The 25,033-nt window shown below is 41.7% G+C and carries 22 protein-coding genes; 7 read left to right on the top strand and 15 right to left on the bottom strand.

The genetic code is table 11. The features are described from left to right. The first annotated feature begins 4 nt into the window (after positions 1-4). The 3 genes from atpA to ACPUEN_RS12975 all read left to right on the top strand — a co-directional run bounded on the left by atpA (position 5) and on the right by ACPUEN_RS12975 (position 4,646). Positions 5-1,582: a F0F1 ATP synthase subunit alpha gene (gene atpA, locus ACPUEN_RS12985; RefSeq protein WP_425636338.1), complete on the top strand. Its 1,578-nt coding sequence runs from the start codon at positions 5-7 to the stop codon at positions 1,580-1,582. A 65-nt stretch (positions 1,583-1,647) separates the two neighbouring features. After that, positions 1,648-2,523, top strand: a complete 876-nt coding sequence (gene atpG / locus ACPUEN_RS12980; protein WP_425636337.1) for an ATP synthase F1 subunit gamma — start codon at positions 1,648-1,650, stop codon at positions 2,521-2,523. A 557-nt stretch (positions 2,524-3,080) separates the two neighbouring features. Further along, positions 3,081-4,646 carry a sulfatase family protein gene (locus ACPUEN_RS12975; protein ID WP_425636336.1) on the top strand — a complete coding sequence of 522 codons (1,566 nt, stop codon included), beginning with the start codon at positions 3,081-3,083 and terminating at the stop codon, positions 4,644-4,646. An 8-nt stretch (positions 4,647-4,654) separates the two neighbouring features. On the opposite strand, the gene ACPUEN_RS12970 is transcribed toward ACPUEN_RS12975, so the two are convergent. The 4 genes from ACPUEN_RS12970 to ACPUEN_RS12955 all read right to left on the bottom strand — a co-directional run bounded on the left by ACPUEN_RS12970 (position 4,655) and on the right by ACPUEN_RS12955 (position 8,315). After that, positions 4,655-6,019: an ATP-binding protein gene (locus ACPUEN_RS12970; protein WP_425636335.1), complete on the bottom strand. Its 1,365-nt coding sequence runs from the start codon at positions 6,017-6,019 to the stop codon at positions 4,655-4,657. Positions 6,020-6,814: 795 nt separating this feature from the next. Then, positions 6,815-7,312, bottom strand: a complete 498-nt coding sequence (locus ACPUEN_RS12965; protein WP_425636334.1) for a hypothetical protein — start codon at positions 7,310-7,312, stop codon at positions 6,815-6,817. Then, positions 7,309-7,509 carry a hypothetical protein gene (locus ACPUEN_RS12960; RefSeq protein ID WP_425636333.1) on the bottom strand — a complete coding sequence of 67 codons (201 nt, stop codon included), beginning with the start codon at positions 7,507-7,509 and terminating at the stop codon, positions 7,309-7,311. The genes ACPUEN_RS12965 and ACPUEN_RS12960 overlap by 4 nt, the downstream gene beginning before the upstream one ends. Before the next feature lie 167 nt (positions 7,510-7,676). Next, complete coding sequence (locus tag ACPUEN_RS12955; protein WP_091695819.1) at positions 7,677-8,315, bottom strand: GDSL-type esterase/lipase family protein; 639 nt, start codon at positions 8,313-8,315, stop codon at positions 7,677-7,679. A 117-nt stretch (positions 8,316-8,432) separates the two neighbouring features. Between ACPUEN_RS12955 and ACPUEN_RS12950 the strand changes: the two genes are divergently transcribed. Continuing rightward, the gene (locus ACPUEN_RS12950; RefSeq protein WP_425636332.1) at positions 8,433-9,272 is read left to right on the top strand and encodes a hypothetical protein; all 840 of its coding nucleotides are present in this window, start codon (positions 8,433-8,435) and stop codon (positions 9,270-9,272) included. Here the strand turns inward: ACPUEN_RS12950 and ACPUEN_RS12945 are convergent. After that, on the bottom strand, positions 9,269-10,627 hold the full coding sequence (locus ACPUEN_RS12945; RefSeq protein ID WP_425636331.1) for an acyl-CoA dehydrogenase family protein: 1,359 nt from the start codon (positions 10,625-10,627) through the stop codon (positions 9,269-9,271). The two genes, ACPUEN_RS12950 and ACPUEN_RS12945, sit on opposite strands and share 4 nt — an antisense overlap. Positions 10,628-10,666: 39 nt before the next feature. Here ACPUEN_RS12945 and ACPUEN_RS12940 point away from each other — a divergent pair, with 39 nt between their 5' ends. Then, positions 10,667-11,275, top strand: a complete 609-nt coding sequence (locus ACPUEN_RS12940) for a class I SAM-dependent methyltransferase (RefSeq protein WP_425636330.1) — start codon at positions 10,667-10,669, stop codon at positions 11,273-11,275. Here the strand turns inward: ACPUEN_RS12940 and ACPUEN_RS12935 are convergent. The 7 genes from ACPUEN_RS12935 to ACPUEN_RS12905 all read right to left on the bottom strand — a co-directional run bounded on the left by ACPUEN_RS12935 (position 11,258) and on the right by ACPUEN_RS12905 (position 18,839). Then, positions 11,258-12,145 carry an AraC family transcriptional regulator gene (locus ACPUEN_RS12935; RefSeq protein ID WP_425636329.1) on the bottom strand — a complete coding sequence of 296 codons (888 nt, stop codon included), beginning with the start codon at positions 12,143-12,145 and terminating at the stop codon, positions 11,258-11,260. The two genes, ACPUEN_RS12940 and ACPUEN_RS12935, sit on opposite strands and share 18 nt — an antisense overlap. 59 nt (positions 12,146-12,204) lie before the next feature. Beyond that, positions 12,205-12,591 (bottom strand): DUF983 domain-containing protein, encoded by a 387-nt coding sequence (locus ACPUEN_RS12930; RefSeq protein ID WP_425636328.1) that lies wholly within the window; start codon positions 12,589-12,591, stop codon positions 12,205-12,207. Between the two features lie 83 nt (positions 12,592-12,674). After that, positions 12,675-14,024 carry a neutral/alkaline non-lysosomal ceramidase N-terminal domain-containing protein gene (locus ACPUEN_RS12925; protein ID WP_425636327.1) on the bottom strand — a complete coding sequence of 450 codons (1,350 nt, stop codon included), beginning with the start codon at positions 14,022-14,024 and terminating at the stop codon, positions 12,675-12,677. A 6-nt stretch (positions 14,025-14,030) separates the two neighbouring features. Then, positions 14,031-15,194 (bottom strand): AIR synthase related protein, encoded by a 1,164-nt coding sequence (locus ACPUEN_RS12920; RefSeq protein WP_425636326.1) that lies wholly within the window; start codon positions 15,192-15,194, stop codon positions 14,031-14,033. Positions 15,195-15,547: 353 nt separating this feature from the next. Further along, positions 15,548-16,576 (bottom strand): ferrochelatase, encoded by a 1,029-nt coding sequence (hemH, locus tag ACPUEN_RS12915; RefSeq protein WP_425636325.1) that lies wholly within the window; start codon positions 16,574-16,576, stop codon positions 15,548-15,550. Between the two features lie 100 nt (positions 16,577-16,676). Next, positions 16,677-17,912, bottom strand: coding sequence for a cation:proton antiporter (locus ACPUEN_RS12910; RefSeq protein WP_111612419.1), 1,236 nt, complete (start codon positions 17,910-17,912; stop codon positions 16,677-16,679). Between the two features lie 6 nt (positions 17,913-17,918). Further along, the gene (locus tag ACPUEN_RS12905; RefSeq protein ID WP_425636324.1) at positions 17,919-18,839 is read right to left on the bottom strand and encodes a universal stress protein; all 921 of its coding nucleotides are present in this window, start codon (positions 18,837-18,839) and stop codon (positions 17,919-17,921) included. Positions 18,840-18,959: 120 nt separating this feature from the next. Here ACPUEN_RS12905 and ACPUEN_RS12900 point away from each other — a divergent pair, with 120 nt between their 5' ends. Continuing rightward, a complete protein-coding gene (locus ACPUEN_RS12900) occupies positions 18,960-20,567 on the top strand; it encodes a M14 family metallopeptidase (RefSeq protein WP_425636323.1) in 1,608 nt (535 codons plus the stop codon). A gap of 3 nt (positions 20,568-20,570) precedes the next feature. Next, positions 20,571-22,313: a M14 family metallopeptidase gene (locus ACPUEN_RS12895; RefSeq protein WP_425636322.1), complete on the top strand. Its 1,743-nt coding sequence runs from the start codon at positions 20,571-20,573 to the stop codon at positions 22,311-22,313. Between the two features lie 385 nt (positions 22,314-22,698). On the opposite strand, the gene ACPUEN_RS12890 is transcribed toward ACPUEN_RS12895, so the two are convergent. From ACPUEN_RS12890 to ACPUEN_RS12880, 3 genes are all read right to left on the bottom strand, one after another. Continuing rightward, complete coding sequence (locus ACPUEN_RS12890; protein ID WP_425636321.1) at positions 22,699-23,265, bottom strand: hypothetical protein; 567 nt, start codon at positions 23,263-23,265, stop codon at positions 22,699-22,701. A 586-nt stretch (positions 23,266-23,851) separates the two neighbouring features. Next, entirely contained in the window at positions 23,852-24,340 is a 489-nt protein-coding gene (locus ACPUEN_RS12885; protein WP_425636320.1) for a DUF4252 domain-containing protein, read from the bottom strand. A gap of 136 nt (positions 24,341-24,476) precedes the next feature. Then, positions 24,477-25,031, bottom strand: a complete 555-nt coding sequence (locus ACPUEN_RS12880; protein ID WP_425636319.1) for a DUF4252 domain-containing protein — start codon at positions 25,029-25,031, stop codon at positions 24,477-24,479. Positions 25,032-25,033 lie beyond the last annotated feature (2 nt).

Raw genomic sequence — 25,033 nt, 5'->3', positions numbered from 1 at the left:
TATCATGGCAGAAGTAAGACCTGATGAAGTTTCGGCAATTTTAAGAGAGCAACTCTCTGGTGCAAGAACCGAAGCTGAACTCGAAGAAGTGGGTACAGTCCTTCAAGTGGGGGATGGTGTAGCTCGTATCTATGGACTTTCTAAGGCTCAGTCTGGTGAATTGCTAGAATTCGACAACGGTCTGAAAGCAATGGTACTGAACTTGGAAGAAGACAATGTCGGCGCTGTACTTTTCGGTGACTCCAAAGGAGTGAAAGAAGGGGATACAGTAAAGAGAACCAAAAGAATTGCTTCAATTCAAGTAGGTGAAGGAATGCTTGGCCGAGTAGTGGATACCCTAGGTAACCCTATCGACGGTAAAGGTCCTATTGCTGGTGAGTTGTACGAGATGCCATTGGAACGTAAAGCTCCAGGTGTAATCTACCGTCAGCCAGTTACAGAGCCTCTTCAAACAGGTATCAAATCTATCGATGCGATGATTCCAATCGGTAGAGGTCAAAGAGAATTGGTAATTGGTGACCGTCAGACAGGTAAGACTGCGGTAGTTATCGATGCTATCTTGAACCAAAAAGAATTTTACGATAAAGGCGAGCCAGTTTTCTGTATCTACGTTGCAATCGGTCAGAAAGCATCTACAGTTGCTGGTGTAGTAGCAGCACTTGAAAAAGGTGGCGCTCTTCCATATACAGTAGTTGTTGCAGCTCCTGCATCCGAACCAGCTCCTATGCAATTCTTTGCTCCATTTACAGGTGCATCGATTGGTGAGTTCTTCAGAGATACAGGTCGTCCAGCTTTGGTAGTTTATGATGATCTTTCTAAGCAAGCAGTAGCTTACCGTGAAGTTTCTCTTCTATTGAGAAGACCTCCGGGACGTGAAGCTTATCCTGGGGACGTATTCTATCTTCACTCAAGATTGCTTGAAAGAGCTGCGAAAATCAACAAGTCTGATAAGATCGCTCAGGAAATGAACGATTTGCCGGATTCAATCAAGCATTTGGTAAAAGGTGGCGGGTCTTTGACTGCACTTCCTATTATCGAAACTCAAGCTGGTGACGTTTCTGCCTATATCCCGACTAACGTAATCTCGATTACAGATGGTCAGATCTTCTTGGAGACTAACCTTTTCAACTCCGGTATCCGTCCTGCAATTAACGTAGGTATCTCGGTATCACGAGTAGGTGGTAACGCCCAGATCAAGTCAATGAAAAAAATTGCCGGTACCTTGAAATTGGATCAGGCAGCTTTCCGTGAGTTGGAAGCATTCTCTAAGTTTGGTTCTGATCTAGATGCGACTACTAAGCGTACGATCGAAAGAGGTAGAAGAAACCAGGAGATCTTGAAGCAAGCTCAGTACTCTCCTGTATCTGTAGCGCATCAGGTAGCTATTATTTATGCTTCTACAAAAGGCTTGATGGATACAGTTCCAGTTGAAAAAGCTAGAGCCTTTGAGAAAGAATTTTATACCCTTTTGGATACTTCTTATCCTGAGGCGCTAGACTTCATCTTGAAAGGAAATGTAGACGAAGCTGGAAAAGTTCTTTCTAAGGCAGCTGCAGAGTTAGCTCCTAAATTCGCGAAATAATTGATTAAAATTCCGGAAGGCGTGAGTCTTCCGGCTATTTATACCCCAAGCACAAAGCAACCAAGATGGCTAATCTTAAGGAAGTAAAGGAAAGGATAACCTCAGTAGTCTCTACACAGCAGATTACTAAGGCCATGAAAATGGTTTCCGCCGCAAAACTTAGAAGAGCACAGGATAAAATCGTACAGATGCGTCCTTACTCTCAGAAGTTGACTCAAATCCTGAACAACGTATCCGCTACTTCTGATGGAGCTGCAGATATTGTATTTGCTGAAAAAAGAGAAGTTAGAAATGTATTGATCATTCCTGTGACTTCAGATAAAGGATTGTGTGGTGCTTTCAATTCAAACATCATCAAGGCTGTAAATCTTGCTATTACAAGACAATTTGCTGGTAAGAATATCACTATTCTTCCAATTGGTAAAAAGTCTTTTGAAGCATTCAAAAAGCGTGAGTTCGCGATGGTGTCTGAGTACTCTCAGCTTTTTCAGGATCTTACGTTTGACAATGTGAGAAATGCAGCGGAATTCGCAATGAATGCATTTATCGCTGGCGAATACGACCAGGTAGTTTTGGTATTCAATGAATTCAAAAACGTAGCTACCCAGGAAGTGGTTGTTGAGCAGTTTTTGCCTATGGCAAAGGAAGATTCTACCCAAGAAGAAAAAGCGCCTGAGGTAGATTACATCATGGAGCCTTCTAGAAAATACATCATCGAAGAATTGGTTCCTACTTCTTTGAAGATCCAATTCTACAAAGCTGTATTGGAAAGCAATGCTTCTGAGCATGGCGCTAGAATGACAGCAATGGATAAGGCGACTGAAAACGCTGGTGAATTGTTGAAAGAACTTCGATTGATGTACAACAGAACGCGTCAGGCTGCCATTACCAACGAAATACTTGAAATTGTCTCCGGTGCAAATGCACTTGGAGGTAAGTAATAAACGATAGACCTACTTTCCGAAACCACAACTCGCGAGGGTTGTGGTTTTTTTTTAGCCACGAAGGCCACGAAGATAGCACCAAGGTTTTGCCACATAAGAAACATAGCAGTCATAGGTTCAACTCGGGATCTTCCATTTAGACTATGTTTTCTATGTGTCTATTTGGTTTGTTTTTTCCTGTTTCTTCATATGATTTGGATTACAAGCCTAAAATATCTTAGCGCTGATTATGAAAACAATATTCCAGGTTATTCTGCTTCTCCAGAAGCAGGATTCATCTCATCTACCAGTCCTCACACCACTTTGAAGTTACCCAGCTTATCGGGCTTAGTGATGTCGAACCTTCTTACACCAGTATCTTTTAATCTTTGTCAGATTTAGCGAAGTCGAAACCTTAAGAAGTTGTTGATTAGTGTTTTTTTTTAGCCCAAATACTATAATTAAACCATATTATTTTTCCCTGTCTGCATAGTTCTAACTACTCAACAGATTTTCCTTTTATACTTGGGTCGTATGCCCTAAATTGTCTGATCGAATTATATTCCTAAACTCCAATGAAATACACCATCCAGTCTTTGGCCATATTTTGCCTATTATTTAGCAGTTTCTCTTGCTCAGAGGTAGCTAAAGAACAGCCCAAGCAACCAAATATCATTGTTATTCTTGCAGATGATCTAGGTTATGGTGACATCAAGGCATTTAACCCGGAAAGCAAAATCAAGACTCCTCACATAGACCAACTGGCGTCTGAAGGTATGAGGTTTACAGATGCTCACACGCCATCTGCAGTGTGCACTCCTACACGCTATGGTTTTATGACGGGGAGGTATAATTGGCGAAGTACGCTGAAAAGTGGTGTTCTTACCGGGAATTCTACTGCTTTGATTCCTGATAATAGAACTACGATTGCTTCAATGCTGAAAAGGCAAGGATATCATACCGCTTTTATTGGCAAATGGCATTTGGGTTGGAATTGGGCTACAGTTGATGGTGATTCCCTGACTGCTGATGGTTGGGGGCCAAATGATTTTGAAAATATTGATTTTGCCAAACCTGTCAAACACACTCCAAATGATTTGGGCTTTGACTATGCCTATGGCCATGCAGGTTCACTGGATATGGCGCCTTATGTGTATGTGGAGAATGGCAAAGTGACCGCGATTCCTGATACCGTTACCGTGAATACAGGCAAATATTCCTGGTGGCGCGAAGGCCCAACCTCTCCTGATTTTAACCATGAAAAAGTCACTCCAAACTTCTTTGAGCGATCCATTGCCTACATTCAGGAGCAGGCAAAGGAGGAGAAGCCATTTTTCCTTTACCTAGCACTTCCATCACCGCATACTCCGATTCTACCTCCAGCTGAATGGCAGGGAAAAAGTGGAGTTGCTCCATTTGGGGACTTTATGATGATGATCGATGATTATGTAGGTCAGTTGAATGCAGCGATCAAAAATGCCGGAATTGAAGAGAATACACTGATTATTTTTACGAGTGATAATGGCGGTTCGCCGGCAGCTGGATTAGATGTGATGCAGGCTGCGGGGCATTTCTCCAGCTATATTTACCGAGGTCACAAGGCAGATGCATATGAAGGTGGACATCGGGTTCCATTTATCGCCAAGTGGCCAGCAAAGATCCAAGCAGGCACTACCAGAGACCATACCATTTGTCTGACAGATGTAATGGCGACCAGCGCAGAGATTACGGGGTATGAATTGAAAGATAATGAAGGAGAAGATAGCTTCAGTCTTCTGGGCCTATTTGATGCTGATAAGCAAGTAGAACAATTCCGCGAAGCGACGGTCCATCATTCGATAAATGGTTCTTTTGCGATCCGTCAAGGAGATTGGAAACTCATCATGGCCAAAGGATCTGGGGGATGGAGCGCACCCAAACCGAATACTCCAGCCGAGGAAGGACTTCCTGATGTGCAGCTGTATAATTTGGCTTCCGACCCGGGAGAAACCAACAATCTGCAAGCTGAGAATCCTGAGAAAGTAGCCTCGCTAAAAGCGCTTCTTTCGAAGTACATCAAAGAGGGTAGAAGCACCCCCGGCGCTCCCCAGCAAAATGATAAATTCGAAGGAGAGTGGAAACAGATTGGGTTTGTGGAGTAGGGGCAAAATTATTTAGGTCCTAATTCACTAGAACTATATTTATTAACAAATCTCCGAACATATTTTTCTAATTGGGTGCCTAAGTAATAAGGTAAATTCATTAAATAGAAATCAGTGCCAGCAATCGTTCGAGCGGGTTCTATTTTAAATTCTCCAGCATATACTCTGACGGCGTATGGATGTTCACATCGATCCATATATTGGTGAAGAGAGCGAAGTGTACCTTTGCTTCCCGACTTTACTTCTACTGGGATGAGATATTTTTCAAAAGGAAAAATTAAGTCAACTTCAGAGTTGCTGTCTTTTTCCTGTCGAACCCAAAAGTTAGAAGTGGAATAGTAATCTTCTACAGTGGAGTTAATTTCTTGAGCTACTAAATGTTGGACAATTCTACCTTTATGAACCTCATCCAGATCTCCTACTTGAATGAGTTGAGCTTGAAGCCCCATTGCTTGATTCCATAGACCAGTGTCAAGAAATTGTAGTCTTGGGCGCTTTTTGAAATCAATCACAATAGGAGGCTTGACACTGGTAGTTGGATAAATCAATTGAATAATTCTAGCTAAATCCAATGCACGCAAGGCTTCTCCTACTTCTCTACTTTTGTAATTCGAGTTTCCAAAACCCTCAAACTTAATGCGATCTAGTTCAAAAGGTGCCGTATCGATCACGTGCCTAATGATTCTTTTCTCGGTTTCATTTTTCGCATATTTCTCTACATCATCTTTATAAGCTTGCCAAAGCTTGCGATAGTTTGATGATAAGGCCTCCACATTCTTATTTTGTGCAAAATCACTTACTAGAGCTGGCATGCCACCGATCAATGCATATTGATGAAAATGCTCTTTAAGAATTTGATGGGCATATTCTGGAACGGGTACGTCGCGCAATGACTCCAAAGCCCTAAGCTGTCCCATTGCTAGAAGAAACTCTTCAAAATTGAGTGGGTGTAAGTATAAATAATCAACTCTTCCGACTGGAAAGCTTGGGATTTTAGATAGTGCGAACTCAAGGAGAGATCCTGCTGCAATAACGAATAGGTCTGGACTGTCTTCTAAAAAATAGCGTAATTGAGTAATTGCGCGGGGACTTTCTTGTATTTCATCTATAAACAAGAGAGTTTGTCCAGTTTTGGGACTTGTGTTTTTAGACAGGAAAATTGCATTCAGGATTTTCTCCGTTCCTTCCAGTTCGAAGAGTCTTCGCTCGCTGTCTCTTTCCAAGTTTAATTCTATATAAGTAGAGAAATCCTTGGAAAATTCTCTTACCAGGGTAGTTTTACCAACTTGCCTTGCTCCACGGATGATCAGTGGTTTTCTACTTTCCAACTCCTTCCATTTCAGTAATTTGCTGAGTGAATTCCTTAGTATCATTTTTCCAATTGTAACAAAGAGTAGGTTAAATTAATGGATATATGTCACAAAGCGAACCATATTTTATGATTTTTTTGTCACAAAGAGTAAGTAATTTCATCCAAAGTGAAAAATTGAATAAAATAGCTTCATTAAAAACCTAACTATTCAAACACATTAAATATGGTAGAAGCACTGCTAAGCAAAATGATAAAATCGAAGGGGAGTGGAAGCAGATTGGGTTTGTGGAGGAGTGATAGATTAAGCCAGAAGTGGGAATACTCCCGCAACGGCGCAAAGGCGCAAAGAGGTTTAAAAGTTGGAATTTCAAATTCTTTAAGATAATTGAGCTTAGATGCGATCTATGCTTAGTGGGATTTTCAATAAAGTTGTTGCTTCACTTTTATCAGGAAATCACAAAGAGTATTTAAGAAATTCAGGAATGAGTTCGACCGCCTTCGGGGTCGTGGTTTGGTTGGGTATCCAATAAACCATGGGTTGCACCCATGGCTATTAATGGTTTGACCCCGTTATGGGTCATGCTTTTAAATCGATTTTCAGCAAATCATTTGATCTTACAATCTCCATCGTTTTTAGAGGAGAAGTCAACACATACGACCCGTGACCACGAAGTGGTCCAACTTTTCAATAACCGCGGGTGCAACCCGTGGATATGCGGAACAATGATAGACCATATAACCCTGAAGGGGTTAAACTCATTATTGGGACAAATTCAAAAAAAAGAAAAGCGGAGTTGCTCCCGATTGCTATTGAGGACTTTGCTTAGGCTAAAACTCTAGACTCAGGAAAGAGCATTTAGGAAAGGGAAATATTTGCAATAATCACCAGGACAAATAAAATAACGATTGTAAATAGCCATTGAAAAAACTTCCTTTTTAAAACAATTTCTCCTTCATCTTTAAAGCCAAAAAGCACCTGTTTTATAGCTATAAATAATGCAAGAGGCCAAGTCAAAAAATATATAGCGAAATAAAAAATTCTTGATCCTTTAGGGTTGGCACGTGTATTTAAAATTTCTCTTTTTTCTCCATAGTTTATAGCCTTGACAAATGAAGATCCGCATAATGCGCCAATGAAAGCATAATCTATAATCATTTGATTTAAATGAATTTTAAAGATCTTGAAAGGGAATTGAACAATGGATTGATAGACATCAATAATTTGTGAGATTTGGTTTTTCCAAGCAATAAAGTCATCAAAAAAGCTGATTAAGCCAAATACACCTCCAATTACACTAAGAAAATCCCAAATAGCTTTTAAGGGGTTTTCTTCTATTGAATCAAAAACCTTCACTTCTTCTTTATCATTAGTCGTACCAAATATCCTTCATACAGCTCAGATAGAAATTCTATCTGACACATTTCGGAGGTGATTGCTTGAGGTCTAAAGCACAGATCCACGGTTTTACCTGCTCGTCCACGAGTTTCTCCTTCCCATTCTTTAGTAAAACTTAAGGCTCTATTCTTGATTTCATTCCAGCTTAATGCCATATTTTTCCTTTAAAAAACTATTCCTAAAGATATACCTTGAAAACGGAAAGCAGTTTTCATCGATTGAAAGGAATTTTCCTTAAAAACAAAACCCTCCAGATCGCTAAAACCTGAAGGTTTTGTGGCTTTCAAAGAGATTGCTTCGTGCCTACCAATGACGAGAAATCCTACAACCGTATCGCCCTTGCCACCACCTTCGCCATGATCCCTAACCCTTCCGTATTTGGATGCACTCCATCAGGTAGTAAATCTTCGTGACCCATAAATGGTGTATAAAGATCGATTAACTCAGAACCTGAGTCTATAGCGATATCCATGATCATCATGCGCTGCTCGTTGTTCATGACTACAGGGGTGATTCCGAAGTTTTCACGGGTTACAGGTACCGGCATGATTACATAGACTTTGCCATCGGCAGGCATAGTTTTCTTGAACTCGGCGATCATATCCAAATAGTCCTGTCTGAATTCCGAAGCATATTTCCAGTTCTGAGGCTTGGAATCATTTGTTCCCAGCATGATGATCAGAATGTCGGCTTTGAAGTCTTTCACCTGCTGAAACTGTGGCTCATTCCAAAAAGGATAATCTCCTTTTCTGAGTAGGGTTCTTCCACTTACTCCGAAGTTCCCAACTTCATAGGCATCGCCAAGAATAGCTTGCATCTGTAACGGCCAACTATCTGGATTGTCTCTTCCTGGACCTTGGGTAATGCTATTTCCTACACAGGCGATTTTGATAGGAGATTGTGCCAAAGAAACACTGGCAAAAGCCAGAAGAGCGACTAAAAGTAAATTGAGTTTTTTCATTATTAAGAATTTGATTTCAGGTTTATCGATTTGAGAATTGGCTGGTAAAATACCAATTATCTCTGAGCATTTGCCCACCAACTATGGACTTTTGCCCATTCGCCTTATCTTTAATCCGTGCAGTTTCTTTTTAAAATCTATCAGCGGCTTACCTGGCTTTCTTTGGATGTGGTTCTTGGCTCAATGGCTGGAATGCTTTTTTTTGAGCGAGCACTAAGGGTAGAATTGAACTGGCAGGAATATGCGCTGCTGGGTATGGCTGTTTGGTGTATTTATACCGCGGATCATTTGATGGATGCACGAAAATTGGCAGTCGAGCATGCAGAAGACAGACATCATTTCCATCTGATTTACCAAAAGCCTTTACTGCTCATGCTAGGTATAGTTGGATGTATTGGTCTGTATTGGGCGATAAAATTCTTTGGGTTTTCTCAGGAATTGTTTTTCGGCGCTGGACTTGGGGTTGTGATTTTAGCGATCATGCTTGCCGTAAGAAAATTGGCAGCAAAGCAAGCGCGTCTGAAGGAACTCAGTTCCGCTATATTCTATGTAATCGGGATTTCCTGGCTTCCTTGGTATGAAGCTCCAGCCATCGATTATACCTGGACGGCATTTGGGCTCACGCTATTATACATGGGATTAGCTTACCTAAATTTGATTATGCTTTCTAGTTTGGATAAGGAGAGCGACTCGGAATCTGGCTTTTCTTCCATCGCCACACTTATCCCTCAGGAGAAGCTTAACCCGAGAATTCACCAGCTGGCAATTGGGTTAATGCTAGTTGCATTGATTGGTTTGCTACTGGTGAATTCTCTTTATAGGATCTTCCCGGGTTTAGTATTGGTGATGTTGCTTGTTCACTACTTGAGTTTTTTCAAATCTGGCTCAAGCCCTGAACAAATCCGGATGCGAATGGAAATCGCCTTCCTGATTCCTGCTATTTTGATCTTGCTTTAGACAAAAGCACTATGCCCGGTAATTGCCCGACCTACGATCAGGGAATTGATTTCCTTGGTGCCTTCATAGCTATAAACAGCTTCTGCATCTGCTACAAATCTTGCAATGTCATGGCGCAGCAAAATGCCATTTCCTCCGAAAAGCTCACGGGAATGATCCACGATGGAGCGCATACGAAGCGTACAGAATACTTTAGCTAAAGATGCATGCTCATCCTTCAAAATATCATCATCCTGCATTTCAGAGAGTCTGAATACCATGGTCTGCATAGCTGTCAGATCACCTAGCATGGTCACCAAAAGATCCTGTACGAGTTGGAAAGAAGCGATAGGTCTGCCGAATTGCTTGCGCTCATTGGTGTAAGCCAAGGCCAACTCATAGGCTCCTCTTGAACAGCCTACAGCTTGCCATGCGACACCTGCTCGGGTCATGCGAAGTACTTTTGAAGTGTCCCGAAAGGAATTTGCTTCCTGTAATCTGTCTGATTCCGGCACCTCACAATTCGTCAGCGTGATAAGTGCATTCTGCACTATTCTCAGCGCCATTTTGTCTTCCAGTTTTTCTGCCTTAAATCCTGGATTGTCTTTTCTCACGATAAATCCTTTCACTTGCTGATCGTCCAAATCTCTCGCCCAGATTACGGTCATATCTGAGAACGTAGCATTCCCAATCCATTTTTTCTGCCCATTCAGCACCCAGGCATCGCCTTCTCTTTTACAAGTAGTGGTCAGGCCACCCGCTACGCCGGATCCTACTTCGGGTTCCGTCAAGCCAAATGCACCGATTTTCTCCAAGTTTTGCATGGAAGGAAGCCATTCTTGCTTTTGCTCTTCTGATCCACATAAATAGATTGAGCCCATGGCCAAGCCACTTTGCACGCCAAAAAATGTAGAAATCGAGGTGTCTATTCTTGCCATTTCCATGGCTATAAATCCCTCTAACAAAGCGGAATGTCCCGGGCAGCCATAGCCTTGATAAGTTAATCCTGCAATATCGAGTTCTGCCATTTTTGGGATAATCTGCATTGGGAATTCACCAAGGTTCCAGTAGTCATTTGCAATGGGTTTGATCTCCCGCTCCATAAACTCCCTCACCTTGAGTTGGATTTCCCGCTCATGCGGAGCCAGAGTTTTACCAAGCTCATAGAAATCCCCATTGATCGGCGGGATAGTCTTCGGACGGCTGCCTCCTTTCATCATTCCCATCATTTTGGACAGGTCTTCCTCGCTCATTTGCGATACCAAACCGACCATCTTGGCGATATCTACTTTCTGCGAAAGTTTGGAGATTTGATCTAAGTCTACACTTGACAAAAGTTTGCGCAAACCACTGATATTTTTAAAAAGATTTTTCATAGGTATCTATTTTGGGAATTAGTTCATTCCTTTAAACTAGTGAAAGACAATTACAGTTTCCTTACTCCTTTTTACAATCCCCTGACCAAACTCATTTTTGGGGAGCAATTGATGCTGGCTAAAAGGTGTTTTGTATCAAATCTTACCGGCAAGAAAATCTTAATTATAGGCGGTGGAGATGGACTTGATTATCAGGTTTTACAAGAGAATTTGTCAGGAGAATACTGGGAAATCTCCCAATCCATGCTCAATCGGGCAAAAGTAAATCTTGGAAAAAGTGACCTTTCCTTCCATTTGGACTTTTTTCAGGCTAAGGAAGGGAAAGTTTTTGATGAAGTCTGGCTTCACTTTGTGTTGGATACCATGCTGGACAAAGAAATTGAAAGCCTTTTGGGAGAAATTAGGAAAAGCCTTAAACCGGAAGGGAAGATTTACCTGGCTGATTTTTTTGCCCCAAAAAATAACCGTCATCGATTTATACATCAAGCCATGATTAGTTTTTTTCGGCTGGTGACGAAGCACAAGCGGGCAAATCTTCCCGATTATGAGCAACTTTTGCAGTCTAATGACTGGGAGAAAACGATAGACAAGGAATTTTTAAAAGGTTGGGTGAAAGCTCAAATTTGGATATTACCTGCCGGGGCCTAATTGTTTCCTGAATTGCTCAGGCGTCATATTCGTTTTCTTTTTGAAGAGCCGGCTGAAATAGGAAGCGTCATCAAATTCTAACTCGTAAGCAATTTGAGAAATACTGAGATCCGAGTGAGTCAGAAGTCTTTGAGCTTCCAAGATCACTCGATCCATAATGAGTTGGGAACTGGTTTTGGATACCGTGTTTTTACACAAGCTATTCAGCTGTTTTAGACTTAAGTTCATCTTATCGGCATAGAAACTCGCTTCTCGATGCTTTTTGAAATGATCTTCAATCAGCAATTCCAATTCCTGAAATTGGTCATGAACAAGTTTCTCTTTCTGAGAAAAAGCTGTTTTGCTCCCCTTGTAGCGATAGAAAAAGATTAGGAGGGTATCAATGTAATTTTTCAAAAGCTCCTTGGTGTGCAAAGTTGGCTTTTTCGTCTCCTGATTAATTTTTTCAACTATGTATAAAATCTCTTTTGCTTCTTCAGAGCCGATTTTCAATGCTGGAAAATCCACAATTGAGTTGAAAACAGAGTAGGTATTTAGTCTTTTTCTCGGGAAAGTGGAGGTGTAAAACTCTCCGCTGAAGAAAACAATATGACCGTCTGTGTCTGGAGTCAGTTCCCAAGAATGAACCTGTCCTGGACTTAGAAAAAACACAGATCCGGGCTCTACAGCATAGGTTTTGAAATCTATAGTGTGCCTTCCTGCTCCGCGCGTAAAAACCACAATAATGTAGAAATCATGCTTATGCGGCTTTTGAATAAACTGATGTGTGGCCAAATGGCTCTTCAGCCCAGCGTAATAGAAATGAGATGAATCAATTGCATCTGGACCGAAATCGGGAATATGAAATATGGGCAGAGGACTTTTCGGCATTCTGGAAAACTTCTTTTGCAGCAGTTCTCAAATATACCCAGTTCGTCTGAAGTAAGAAATCAGGAAGAGCTCGGAAACTCGTCTCCTTGGTATTGGATAAAAATCGATATCCAGATAGATCTACTAATTCGGTAAATGAAGGGTAGAAAAACGATGGCGGCAAGTCCCAGCAATGAAAGCAGAAGCGAAAGCGAATAATCTGGTTTCAAAATCGTCAAAGTCAGCCAAGCTGTAATAAATAGCGCAGTGTTTATCGCATAGCTTACGAACATTGCTCCGAAGTAATAGCCTGGCTCTGGCTCGAATGATTGCTTGCAGTGCGAGCAAGTTTTATTCATCACGGAGAACTTGGTTGGGCTCAATAATTTACCACGTAAAAACATGTCTCCCTGATGACAACGAGGACATTTGCATTGGTAGATACTTTTCAGTGTGGAGAATCTCATTGCTTTTTAGTTTTGGCAAAATTAAATCATCATCCCTTAAACAAACTGGATAAATAACACTTCTAATAGGACAATTAAGCTGATTAGGGATTTGACTTTTCTATGACTTTTTCGATCAAGTCGTCAAAATATTTCCCATTTCCAGGTCCGTACCAATTCATTTCCCGCACCTCGTGGAAGTTTTCATCATAGAGTTCATCAGGTGTGATGTATCCAATGTAGCCACCATTGAATGTCGTGATGATCAGATTCAATCCTTTGCTTTTAGCCAGCTTCTCCCACTTTTCATAGAATACGCCAGAGAGTTCTCCGCTTGATGCGATCATCAAAGTTGAGCCGATCTGAGAAATATTTAGATGCGCATTTGTCTCGCCCAATAGGTAATTGAAAAGCCAAGGGCGAAGGCGAAGATTGTCTGTGATCCTAAGATGTGGCTCTCGCAAAGAAATCGGTAGATAGCCGGTTCGGATACGATTATTTTTGAGCGTACCGAAATGGGTCATTCTTAGATTTAGCGTAGAATCCAACTGGTGAGCATAGCGCTCAACCATTTCCGGTGTGTTTCCTGGGCGAAGTGGCCTATGACTTCCTACTGTCCCCGCAGCATACAGAGCAAAGTCAAAACCGTCTGCTTCTAGGTTCTTTGTGAGGTAAAATGGATAATCTCCGGATAACCCCATAAACTTCGTGCTCATCGCCGTAGCATGTGCTGAATAGGTGAGGAAAGTAGCTTTTTTGCCTGACTTTTTGGTGAAAATAAGCTGGCGCACAAAAGGGTCTTTCGGTCCCTCTTTCACAAATCTATTGGCAACCAGATCGCCTGCATCAGACTTGCGATAGGTAATTGAAACAGTGTCTTGAGTAGCTATCGCATTTTGCAAAGCCGAAAGACTACGCGAAACCATCAGGTCTACTATATCTTGATCGTAACCTCCAAAAGCTATTTCTCCCATCGGACCAGGCATATATCCTCCCATTCCTGAATGCGTATGTGTTGCCGTGAAAATCACCTGATCCACGGGTAAATTAGCGTCCTTGATAGCTGTATGTATTTGCTCTGCAAGCGTAGGGTGCACGATCAGCAATTCATAATTGAGCCAAGCAATTCGGGTTTTCCCATTGGAAAGAGCCAATGCTTTCACATAACTGCTGTCTTGCACGAACTCATATTTTCCTCTAGGCGCATAGCCCACCAAATCTGCGGGCTCGGACGGGGTCATGTTGACACTAGACCAGCCAGTAATCCAAGTGTCGCCTTGGGTATTTGAAAAAGCACTTTGATCCAATCGCTCCAAAGTCTCTTTATAAAAATCCTGATCCTGAATAGGAGATCGGTCTACTTTGGTCAAAGTGATTAGTCCGATTACTAATAAAACAACAAAAGTCCAGGTTAGGACTTTTGTTGTTTTAAGTAAAATGCTCTTAGTGCTCATTGACAATTAATATTCAAAAGTGCCATGAGGGCTATTAATCGTTACTTTTTTACCTTGATGTGGCTCAACTCTACCGATGATCTGTGCCTCTACACCGTAAGATTCTGCGATGTCAATGATCTCCTCAGCATAGCGTTCGTCTAGGTAAACTTCCATTCTGTGTCCCATGTTGAATACCTTGTACATTTCTTTCCAGTCCGTACCACTTTCTTCCTGAATGATTTGGAAAAGGGGAGGAGTTTCAAAAAGATTGTCCTTGATCACATGTACGTCGTCCACAAAGTGAAGGACTTTTGTCTGTGCTCCACCGCTGCAATGCACCAAGCCATGAATTCTTGGTCGCATGTAGTTTAGCACATCCACCATGATAGGTGCGTAAGTTCTTGTAGGAGAAAGTACCAACTTACCGATATTCACAGGAGCTCCTGGAGCCGGATCAGTTAAGTTATATTTTCCTGAATAAACCAGATCTTCCGGTACAGCAGGGTCAAAGCTCTCAGGGTATTTTGTTTTCAATACTTTATTAAACACATCGTGACGCGCAGAAGTAAGTCCGTTGCTTCCCATGCCGCCGTTGTATGCTGTTTCATATTTTGCCTGACCAAAAGAAGCCAAACCTACGATCACATCACCTCCTTGGATTTTGTCGTTGGAGATCACTTCATCGCGACGCATTCTGCAAGTGACTGTACTGTCCACGATTATTGTGCGGACTAAGTCTCCCACATCGGCAGTTTCTCCACCAGTGAGTACAGCATTGACTCCATTGTCCCTAAGCATCTGAAGCACTTCTTCCGTGCCTTCAATGATCGCTGAGATCACTTCTCCAGGAATTAGATTTTTATTTCTGCCAATCGTAGAGGAAACGAGGATGTTGTTGATGGCACCCACGCAAAGTAAATCATCGGTGTTCATGATGATCGCATCCTGCGCGATACCTTTCCAAACACTCACATCGCCAGTTTCTTTCCAATAGGAATAGGCCAAGGAAGATTTAGTTCCTGCGCCGTCCGCATGCATGATATTGCAATACTCAGGATCGTTGCCGAGGGTGTCTTCTACGATTTTGCAAAAGGCCTGAGGGAAAAGTCCTTTGTCAAGATTGGATATTGCCTTGTGGACATCTTCTTTTGAGGCGGAAACTCCGCGCTGCATGTATCGCTCGTTCATGGGGCAAAGTTAATAGGTTCTCCGCAAAATGGATGAATAAGAGGGGTAAAGTTGAATGGGTGATTTAACCACAGAGGGTACGGAGGATTACGCAGAGTCCACAGTTTAGGATTAAACCTCAGATTTGGATCTAAAATTATTGCAGTCTTCAGACAGCTTTGCAATTGAAGTAATATGGATTAAAATGGATTCCGCTCTTTCAGAGCTGTATGGACTGGCAAAAAAATAACCCAGCCCTTTATGCTGGGCTGGGATATCTTGGGCTTTCAGCCCTGTTTTTTTAAAATTGATTTAGATAAACCAGATCAGCCTTCTCCGCGCAAAACTCAGTGCTCCGTGGTTAAAATCCTTACTTAAGAATGCTCTAGCACCATTTCCTTCACGCATTCCACCCAGGTGTTTTCCGAGTTCAAACTTGGTACCAAATCCCATTCTTCACCACCACCTTCGAGGAATTTGTCTCTGTATTCTTCTGCTACTTCTACCGTAGTTTCAAGACAGTCAGCCACGAAAGCCGGTGAAAAAGCCAATACTTTCTTGACACCTTGTTTATTCAACTCTTCAATAACATCATCTGTGTAAGGTTTTACCCAAGGATCTTTCCCTAACCTGGATTGAAAGCAATTCACAGCTTTTTCCTCTGGGATTCCAAGTTTCTCGCAGATCAACCTAGTTGTTTTGAAGCATTGTGCACGGTAGCAATAATGATTTTTTGCTCCATACTTATTACAGCAAGCACCCAGCTGACAGTAGCCATCTACAGAACCTTTGAGTATATGCCGCTCTGGAAGCCCATGGTAAGAGAAGAGGATTTTATCGTATTCTTTTCCTTCTAGCATTGCTTTTCCTCGCTCGGCCCAAGCCTCAAGAAATAGTGGCTGCTCTATGAAATTACTGATAAAAGATATATCCGGAATGATCTGCCAACTTCTGGCAATTTCCATCACTTTGTCCTGAACCGAACCAGTGGAAGCAGAAGCATACTGAGGGAAAAGCGGAAGTACAATGATTTTGGTGACGTGCGATTTTCTCAATTCCTCCAGTCCTGCTTCTATGGAAGGTGTCTGATAGCGCATCGCAATAGCCACTTTGTATTGCTTGGAGTCGAGTTTTTCGATCAGTTTGTCTCTAAGATCTTCAGTGTGGAAAAGCAAGGGAGAACCACGATCCGTCCAAAGTTTGCGGTATTCATGCGCAGATTTGGGTGCCCGAAAGGGAGCAATGATCAAATTGATCAGCATCCATCTAAAGACAACTGGGATGTCGATCACTCGTCCATCCATTAGAAATTCGCGGAGGTATTTTCTTACGTCGCCGGTAGCGGTACTGTCTGGAGTTCCTAGGTTCACCAGCAGAACGCCGATTTTTCCGGATTTATTCATGAGTGCTCTATTGTGAGGATTTGCGATTCAGAACCCAAAAATACGTCCGATTGTTAGATTTCGCCAATTGATCCTGAGAATCAGTTATTGAAAAAAGCTGTTAAACTTTCAGGTTTCTCGCCCAGCCGATCAATGGCCCAGCGCTCATACTGGCAATAATCGCTAAAATAACCAAGCCAATAAAGAGAGGTTCAGTGACCAATCCATTCTCTAAGGCAATCAGTCCCAGTACGATATCCATACTTCCTCGGGTACTCATACCAAATCCGGCTACGATTGATTCTTTGCGGGAAACGCCAGCAAGTCTTCCACCGAAGTAAGCCCCATAATATTTTGTCAAAAGACCTACAATAATCACCACTCCTACAATTCCCGGATCAAATCCAGTGATGAAGTTTACCTTGAGTCCAATGGAAACAAAGAAGATAGGAGCGAAAATATTATTGATAAACTGGTGTAAAATTTCCTTCGCTTTTTCGGTCAAATACTCCGAATCTCCCAGTGCCACTCCGATGATAAATGCTCCAAAAATTGCGTGGATTCCGATGAATTCAGTGAAGGAAGCAGCCAAGAAGCAAAGTGCCAACGAAAGAGAAAGGAGTCCTCCTGGCCAGGCCAGTTTCTTATTGATCCAAGGCAAAACTCTATTGATCAATCCTTTTCCAATAGTCAGCATAACTAACGTAAATAGCAAGGTTAGCCCAATTGTAGGCCAGACTCCCAGCCCATCGCTTCCTGATTCTGATAATGATAAAATCACAGAGAAAATCAGCCAACCAAGCACATCAACAATCATTGCTCCTGCAATAATGAGAAGGCCTGAGGATGTTTTGAAGAGGTTGAGATCCATAAGAATCCTGGCTACAATGGCCAATCCTGTGATGGAAATCGCCAAACCGAAGAAAGTGGAGGCTACAACTCTGTCATTGATATTCACTCCCAGAAACTCAGGGAATGCGTAGGCCACGACAAAACCAGCGATTATCGGCAAGATCATCGAGGCCACAGCTATGTAAAGTGCCTTTTTTCCCTGGCTCCATACGATATGTAACTCCACCTCCAATCCTGCAATGAAGAGCAGCAGTACGACTGAGATTTGCACAAAACCATCAAAGGCTATATTAGTCATCTCATGTGTTCCGAAGAGATATTCTTGTGCTCCGGGAAAGAAATTTCCAAGGATGGTGGGGCCCAAAATGATCCCTGCAAATATTTCACCCACTACAGCAGGTTGCTTGAATTTTCTGGCTAGTTCTGCAAATACTCTTGCCAGAATAAGTATAGATGCGAGTTGGAGGAGTAAATTAATTACCTCCTTATGGTCTAAAGTTTCCATGGAGGTTTAATTTTTTACGATTAATAAATTACAAGGCAAAGTGCTCAACAAGTCTTCCAAATCATGTGGAAAAATCCTGTCGAAAAAATTCAGTTTTTGATCATCACCCACTACCAATAAGTCTGCTTCGATCTTTTCACAAAATCTAGCCAACTCAACCGCCCATCTTCCGCCAGTCACTTTAATGTTTATCTTCAAATTCCCTTGATCAATTTTCTTTAAAATCCCTTCTACATATTCCACTTCATTCTGCACCAATTGCCGTCTGGTATTGGAGGCTTCCTCTTCAGAGTCTTCACTGGCGGTGCCCATTTGCAGGCCATACATTTTTATTTCATTCAAAATGTGAACTTGATCTGCCTTCACAGCTTTGGAGAAAATTATTCCGCACTCGATCACATTAGCTGTGATTTCCAACTGAGTTCCGTTGAGTACTACTTTTTCAAAAACCGTGGATTGAACTTTCGGTTCGATCAAAGTCAAAACTGAACATGGGGATTTTCGGATGATTTTTCTGCCTACAGAACCCATGTAATAGGTCAAAAATCCCTCACGCTTCAATGCTCCAGCTACCAATAGGTCAGCATTTTCTTCCTTGCACGCTTCGATGATCATTTTTACCGGCTTTCCCTCTTTCCAGATCAGCTTGGTTTTGGCATCATTCAAGCCGTTTTTTACCATGATCTCTCCAAGTTTGGCTTCTAGTTCATCTGTTTTCTTACCAATATGAATTAGAATCAGTTCGGAGCCGAAAAGCTGAACAAGTCGTTTGGTTTCTGAAATCAAAGCTTCCATCCTTGGGGAAAAAGCTATGGCAAGGGCTACTTTATGATACATTTTGAAAAAGCTATTGACCTTAAATAAGCGAATTTTCCGCATCTGTACAATACTTTTATCACAACTCCATTTATCCTGATCCCGATCCATTCACCTGTTATTTATGCACTCCGAAAAAGGAAGAGGCTTTTTGTCCCGAATTTTTAGTAAAATTTAGGGTCAATCTTTTTCGAGATTGCAGAAATCAGAGAATTAAAACCCAAACGATTTATGAAAAAAACACTACTCAGCTGGTTGCTGGTTGGGGGAATGGGATTATCAGGAGCTGCATTTGCGCAGTCGGATTATCCTACGCTTAGTCAGCTTAATCAGCGTTTGCAGCGTGTGGCCTCCAATGCCTCCGCTGAACTCACCTCACTCACCAAAACTGAAGGAGGCAAGGATATCTGGGTGCTCAAAATAGGTACTGGCAAACTGGATGAAAAACCTGCCATCGCAGTAGTAGGTGGAGTGGAAGGATATGAAGTGCTAAGCGTAGAGCTCGCCGTTCAATTTGCTGAAAAGCTAGTCTCAGATCATGCAGAGGCACTTGAAGCCACCACTTTTTACATTTTTCCAAACATGTCTCCGGATGCTTACGAGCAGTATCACGCATCGCTAAAATATGAGCGAAGAGGAAATGCAGTTGCTATTGACCATGATCGGGATGGGATTCCAGGCGGAAGTGGTTATTCTGATTTGAATGGTGATGGTCTGATCACGATGATGCGTGTAGAAGATCCAACGGGGGATTATTTAATTTCTCCAGAGGATGATCGAGTGCTTGTAAAAGCAGATAAATCAAAAGGTGAATCAGGAAAATACGCTCTTTATAAGGAATCAAAAGATGAAGATAAGGACGGTGAATTTGCCGAAGACCTGAAAGAGGGAATTGCTTTCAATAAGTCTTTGACTTATAAATTCCCTGTTTTTGAGCCATTGGCTGGTGATATGCCAGTGACCCAAAAAGAATCCCGAGCTATGCTTGATTACTTGTTTGAGCAGTGGAATATTTTCGCCTTTGTTACTTTTTCTCCGGCAAATAATCTCTCTTCACCGCTGAAGTACAATGCAGGAAATGCTAAAAAGAGAATTGTCACTTCTATTTTGGAAGAAGATCAGGCATTAAACGCAATGATTTCTGATGTCTATAAAAAGACGGTAAAGCAGAAAGCTTACCAGCAGGATAATCAAGGTACTGATGGGGATTTCTTTCAGTGGGCATATTTCCACTTTGGTAGATTGAGCTTCGGTACTCCGGGTTATTGGGTTCCTGAATACAAAGATTCGACCGGTAAAGGCAAGTCAAATGCAGAAGCTAATTATTTAGCTTGGGCAGATTCGCTGGGCATGCAAGACGTGTTTGTTCCTTGGGCGGAAATTCAACATCCGGATTTTCCGGGTAAAAAAGTGGAAGTAGGTGGTATCAAACCTTTTATGATGACTACCCCTTCCTTTGATAAAGTAGAGGAAATCGCCGTTCAGCACACAGATTTTATCCTGAAGCTTGCTGAGATGCAACCTAAGCTTGAGATTCATAATGTGAAATCTGAATCATTGGGCAACGGATTGACTAGAGTGACCATGGATCTATTTAACAATTCAGCTATCCCGACACATTCTGAAATGGGAGAAAATTCCCGTTGGCTGCGCAAAGTCAGAATTGACATAGATGCCGATGCGGAGAAAATTGTCTCAGGTAATAAAATCGAATTGATGGATTCTTTGGGAGCTTATGAGAAAGCAAGCTTCAGTTGGATCATTCGTGGTTCGGGAAATGTGACTGTAAAAGCCGGCGCTTCTCATGCCGGATTCACTTCCACAACTGTAAAACTCTAAGCCATGAAAAAGATAAAAACAACAAAATTGATCTTCGCTTTGGCTTTGGGAGCACTTAGCCTGGGAAGTTATAAAGCAGATGCGCAGGAGAAGTTTTTCCGCGCAGTCGGTACTCCGCACAATCCTAAAGTAGATATCGCTTTTAACAGGTATTATACCTATGAAGGATTGGTGGATAATATGAAAAAAATTGCGGCAGCGCATCCAAATATCGCCAAGCTCGAATCCATTGGTAAATCCTATGAGGGTAGGGACATGTGGACGCTTACGATTACGGATTTTTCCACCGGAAAAGACACAGATAAGCCCGGAATGTGGATCGATGGGAATATTCACTCCAATGAAATTCAGGGTGGAGAATTCTCTCTTTATGGTGCCTGGTACCTGACGGAGATGTTTGCGGATAATGAATTTATCCAGCAGCTCTTGAAGGATAAGGTGTTTTATATCACCCCAACGATCAATCCTGATGCAAGAAATGACTTCTTTTTGGAGCCAAACACTGCCAATTCACCAAGATCTGGGATGATGATCTTGGATAATGACGGCGATGGAGTAGCTGGCGAAGATGGAATGGATGATCTAGATGGTGATGGACACATCACAATGATGATCAGAAAATCCCCAACCGGCCGATACATCAAAGATCCGCAGGATCCGCGTAAGCTGATTATGGTAGGTGCGGATAAAGTAGGTGAATACGAAATGCTGGGTCAGGAAGGTACTGATGGGGACGGAGATGGTCGTGTGAATGACGATGGTGTAGGATATTATGATCCAAACAGAGATTGGGGATGGAATTGGCAGCCTGATTACATACAGCGGGGAGCGTTGAAGTATCCATTTACACTTCCTGAGAACCGTTCCATCATGGAGTTTGTCATGAAGCATCCGAATATCGCTGGAGCTCAAAGTTTTCACAATTCTGGCGGAATGATCCTAAGAGGTCCAGGTGCTGAAGAGGATGTAAGTACCTATAACCGAAATGATATCCGAATCTATGATGCGCTGGGGCAAAAAGGTGAGGAAATGATTCCTGGATATAGATACCTGACGGTATATAAAGATTTGTATTCAGTATTTGGTGGGGAATTGGATTGGTTTTATGGAGTGAGAGGAGTTTTTACCTTTTCCAATGAGCTGATGGTTCCTTACTTATATTTCCACAAACAAGGCGGTGGACAAAATGAAATGTTCGAAGTAGATGAGTTCCTGACAATGGGAGATGCCTTTGTGATGTGGAACGAATTTGAGCATCCACAATTTGGAACAGTGGAAATCGGCGGATTTAAGAAAAACTTCGGTCGTGCTCACCCAGGGTTCTTACTCGAGCAGGATGCGCATAGGAATATTGCTTTCACTATTTACCATGGCTATCACACACCAAAACTCTCTGTGATGGATGTGAAGGAAGAAGATTTGGGTGGAGGTTTGAAATCAATTACCGCTACCATCTTCAACGAGCGCCTCATGCCAACTCACGCGAGTCAGGATCTCAAATATAATATCGAGCGACCTGACTATGTGACCATTACTGGAGCCAAAGTGCTTGCTGGTTTTGTAGTGGAAGATGAGGATTTCAATAAGCTCACAGAGCAAAAGAACAATCCTGAGAAGATTTTGGTAGATAATGTGCCTGGAATGACTGGAGTGAAAGTGAAGTGGATTGTGTCTTCAGGCTCTAATTATTCAATAACTGTGGATTCTGCCAAAGGTGGAAAGGCTAGTTGGAAGAAGGATAAATAGAGTCTCAGTGATCAGTTGTCAGTCAGATTACAATCGATGAATAGTATAAAATGCGGAGCAGTGATGCTTCGCATTTTTTTTTAACCGCAATGAAAACTGAGATTAACACAGAGGTCACAAGTTTATGGTAGTTGGATGCAAGTTCCCGAAGGAACAACCTATGGGTAGAATGTGGTGTTTATTGAACAATCTGCAGTGCCTTTAGGTACGGCTTTAGCTAACATTTATTCAATAGATATAAAATGTCCTTGTTGTGGAGAAGCAGGATAGAAATAAGCTGTGGTCTCTGCGAAAACCTCCGTGACCACTGTGGTTAATTCCCCTTAAACAACAAAACCCCGCTCGGTTGCTCAAGCGGGGTTAGTTTATATGAAGTTGGTTTAACTTATAGGCTTGTTACGTACCCTTCGAATCCTGATGCAGTTTTCACTTTGAAGTTGATACCTGCTCCGCTTCCGTTATCAATAGTGTAGATTTTGTGAAGTCCCTGAGGATTGTCGATTTTCTCAGTGTGTATCAATTTGTCTCCATCATAGATCATCACTTCGATATCTTTAGCGTCTAGGTTGCTTACAAGCAATCTGTACTGATTGTCTCCCATTGGAGATACTCGAGAGAAGACAGTTGGAGCTTCTACTAAGTAATTGTTGAAAGAAGCAGTTCTCAATACGCCTGACTCGTCCATTACTTCTACAGAGTAGTTTCCTTGAGGAAGCGCTTTAAGATCATATTTCTTAGCAAATGCTTCGCTTTTAGTAATTCTGTCTCTCAAGATCAAACGATCTTCAGAATCTGTGATTTTAACAATCACAGTTCCTTGTGGTGCTTCATTGAAGGATACTGCCACTTTAGTAGTTTCAGTTTGTCTAATTAGGACAGATGTACCTTCTGATTTGGCAAACGCTCCTGCAGCGATCCCCGCTACGAAAAGCAATGTGAATAATTTTTTCATTTTAATAATTGGTTTGAATAGGTTCTAATTTTTCAAATTAACCGCCTGACGGCTACTCCGTCTCAGGTGGGGAAATTTGGGCTGTAATTCAATTCGGTTACCGATTGGTTTGTTATTACGATTCAAAGGTACGACTGAAAACATCAATTGCAAATACCTTAATAAAAAAAGATCATTGTTAATGATATGGTAACAGATCATTGCAATTATTGCCGATTTAATAAAATGCTCCCGCAATCGATAGCGGAACTCCCTGTGTTTTGAGTTTTACCTATTTTGAAAAATATTAGTTGGCAAAATTGATTAAAGCAAAATATTGTAATTACGGTTCAAGAGATTATCTATGGATTTCCAATGGAAATTTTGTGAAAAAAAATTTAAAATTTTTTTTAAAAGGCTTTTTCAAATGGGTAGATAGGAAACCGATTTGATAAAAATCAACAGTTTTTGGCTAATATCCTTGCCCTAATTTGACCCGGGTTGTTGGTAATTGACAAAAAAAATGGGTTTAGAATTGAAAATCTAAACCCATTTTGGTAATTCTTACATAAATTGAAATGTGACTTGTCCTGATTTTTTCCCGGATTTAGTTAATTCCCTTATAATTTGTGGCTTTCGCGACCAATTCCTGGTCAAATTTACCCTTCAATTCTACTACTATCAAGTCGCCATCATCACCACCGACAAGAACAACTAAGTCAGAAATGGTATTTCCTCCTTTGGAATACACCATCACTCCTCCTTTTTTTCCTTCAGAGGCCTCCATAAGTAAATCATAGCGCTCCCTTTCCAAGCCTTTTTGCAAGGCTTTATATTCAACCCTACTATCATCCACATGATCGGGCAAAGTGAAAAAGTTTAGCTTTTCGATTGACTTGGCCACAGTGGCCATATCGTTCTTATCAATATCGATTTTGAAGCCTTCGGCAAAGTTCATGAAGTTACCTCCAAGTTCCATGTGGAAGAAGTCCTCTTCGCTTTTGTATTTTTCATAAAGTGCTTTGACACTTTTGCTCTGCGCCTGTGCGGCCATCGCTGATCCAATTAATGCTAGGGTTAAGAATAGCTTTTTCATGTGTTTATTATAAAGTGTGGTTTGTAGTTAATTATTTTCGAATTGTGAAACCTTCTCACTGTCTTTCAGTTTCGCCTTACTTGATACTTGATACTTGATACTTGATACTTGATACTTGATACTTGATACTTGATACTTATTTAACTCCTTTAGGCCCCTTTGGTCCCTTACTTCCTTTCCCATAGAGATCCATACCTGGAATATCCGTCTTCTCAGCAAGCAAGTTTAAGTCTTCGTAGGTGAAGCTTCCCAGCATCGACAGTAAGGTGAAGTCTCCTGCTTCCCCTGAGATCATCATGAGTTCCTTTACCAAGCCACCTTCTTCGCGCACCATAAATTTCAGGCTACTGCCCTTGTCTTCTACGATCATCAGGTCTTCGTACTTATTTTTAGTAAGGGTTCCCATCGCCTCTTTGTAAAAAGTCATTCCATCTACCTCGTCCGAGGAAAGAATTCGGATACCTTTTACTTTTTGAATCAAGACACCCAAATCTTCAGAGTCCTTATCGGTGCCAGCGTTGCTTTTCAGAAAACCTCCAGCCATCTGCATCATCTTAGGGCTGATATAGACTCTTGAAAAACGATCGTCATCCATGTATTTGGAGAAAAACCGCTGTATGGCATCGTCCTGTGCCTGCACCTTTATTATAAAGGCGAAGAGCAAAAGCGGAATTAGTATAAATTTCTTCATGG

It is taken from the genome of Algoriphagus yeomjeoni, from assembly GCF_049821175.1.
GTDB lineage: Bacteria > Bacteroidota > Bacteroidia > Cytophagales > Cyclobacteriaceae > Algoriphagus > Algoriphagus yeomjeoni_A.
This window is presented reverse-complemented; position numbering and strand designations above follow the sequence as displayed.

What these genes read in the sequence shown, in the direction of transcription:
- ACPUEN_RS12945 (WP_425636331.1), bottom strand. Translation starts at nt 10,627, where the DNA reads ATGAAAAATCTTTTTAAAAATATCAGTGGTTTGCGCAAACTTTTGTCA.
- atpA (WP_425636338.1), top strand. Translation starts at nt 5, where the DNA reads ATGGCAGAAGTAAGACCTGATGAAGTTTCGGCAATTTTAAGAGAGCAA.
- ACPUEN_RS12955 (WP_091695819.1), bottom strand. Translation starts at nt 8,315, where the DNA reads ATGAAAAAACTCAATTTACTTTTAGTCGCTCTTCTGGCTTTTGCCAGT.
- ACPUEN_RS12895 (WP_425636322.1), top strand. Translation starts at nt 20,571, where the DNA reads ATGAAAAAGATAAAAACAACAAAATTGATCTTCGCTTTGGCTTTGGGA.
- ACPUEN_RS12905 (WP_425636324.1), bottom strand. Translation starts at nt 18,839, where the DNA reads ATGGATCGGGATCAGGATAAATGGAGTTGTGATAAAAGTATTGTACAG.
- ACPUEN_RS12885 (WP_425636320.1), bottom strand. Translation starts at nt 24,340, where the DNA reads ATGAAAAAGCTATTCTTAACCCTAGCATTAATTGGATCAGCGATGGCC.
- ACPUEN_RS12930 (WP_425636328.1), bottom strand. Translation starts at nt 12,591, where the DNA reads ATGAGATTCTCCACACTGAAAAGTATCTACCAATGCAAATGTCCTCGT.
- atpG (WP_425636337.1), top strand. Translation starts at nt 1,648, where the DNA reads ATGGCTAATCTTAAGGAAGTAAAGGAAAGGATAACCTCAGTAGTCTCT.
- ACPUEN_RS12970 (WP_425636335.1), bottom strand. Translation starts at nt 6,019, where the DNA reads ATGATACTAAGGAATTCACTCAGCAAATTACTGAAATGGAAGGAGTTG.
- ACPUEN_RS12900 (WP_425636323.1), top strand. Translation starts at nt 18,960, where the DNA reads ATGAAAAAAACACTACTCAGCTGGTTGCTGGTTGGGGGAATGGGATTA.
- ACPUEN_RS12935 (WP_425636329.1), bottom strand. Translation starts at nt 12,145, where the DNA reads ATGCCGAAAAGTCCTCTGCCCATATTTCATATTCCCGATTTCGGTCCA.
- ACPUEN_RS12925 (WP_425636327.1), bottom strand. Translation starts at nt 14,024, where the DNA reads ATGAGCACTAAGAGCATTTTACTTAAAACAACAAAAGTCCTAACCTGG.
- ACPUEN_RS12960 (WP_425636333.1), bottom strand. Translation starts at nt 7,509, where the DNA reads ATGGCATTAAGCTGGAATGAAATCAAGAATAGAGCCTTAAGTTTTACT.
- ACPUEN_RS12920 (WP_425636326.1), bottom strand. Translation starts at nt 15,194, where the DNA reads ATGAACGAGCGATACATGCAGCGCGGAGTTTCCGCCTCAAAAGAAGAT.
- ACPUEN_RS12910 (WP_111612419.1), bottom strand. Translation starts at nt 17,912, where the DNA reads ATGGAAACTTTAGACCATAAGGAGGTAATTAATTTACTCCTCCAACTC.
- ACPUEN_RS12975 (WP_425636336.1), top strand. Translation starts at nt 3,081, where the DNA reads ATGAAATACACCATCCAGTCTTTGGCCATATTTTGCCTATTATTTAGC.
- ACPUEN_RS12880 (WP_425636319.1), bottom strand. Translation starts at nt 25,031, where the DNA reads ATGAAGAAATTTATACTAATTCCGCTTTTGCTCTTCGCCTTTATAATA.
- hemH (WP_425636325.1), bottom strand. Translation starts at nt 16,576, where the DNA reads ATGAATAAATCCGGAAAAATCGGCGTTCTGCTGGTGAACCTAGGAACT.
- ACPUEN_RS12890 (WP_425636321.1), bottom strand. Translation starts at nt 23,265, where the DNA reads ATGAAAAAATTATTCACATTGCTTTTCGTAGCGGGGATCGCTGCAGGA.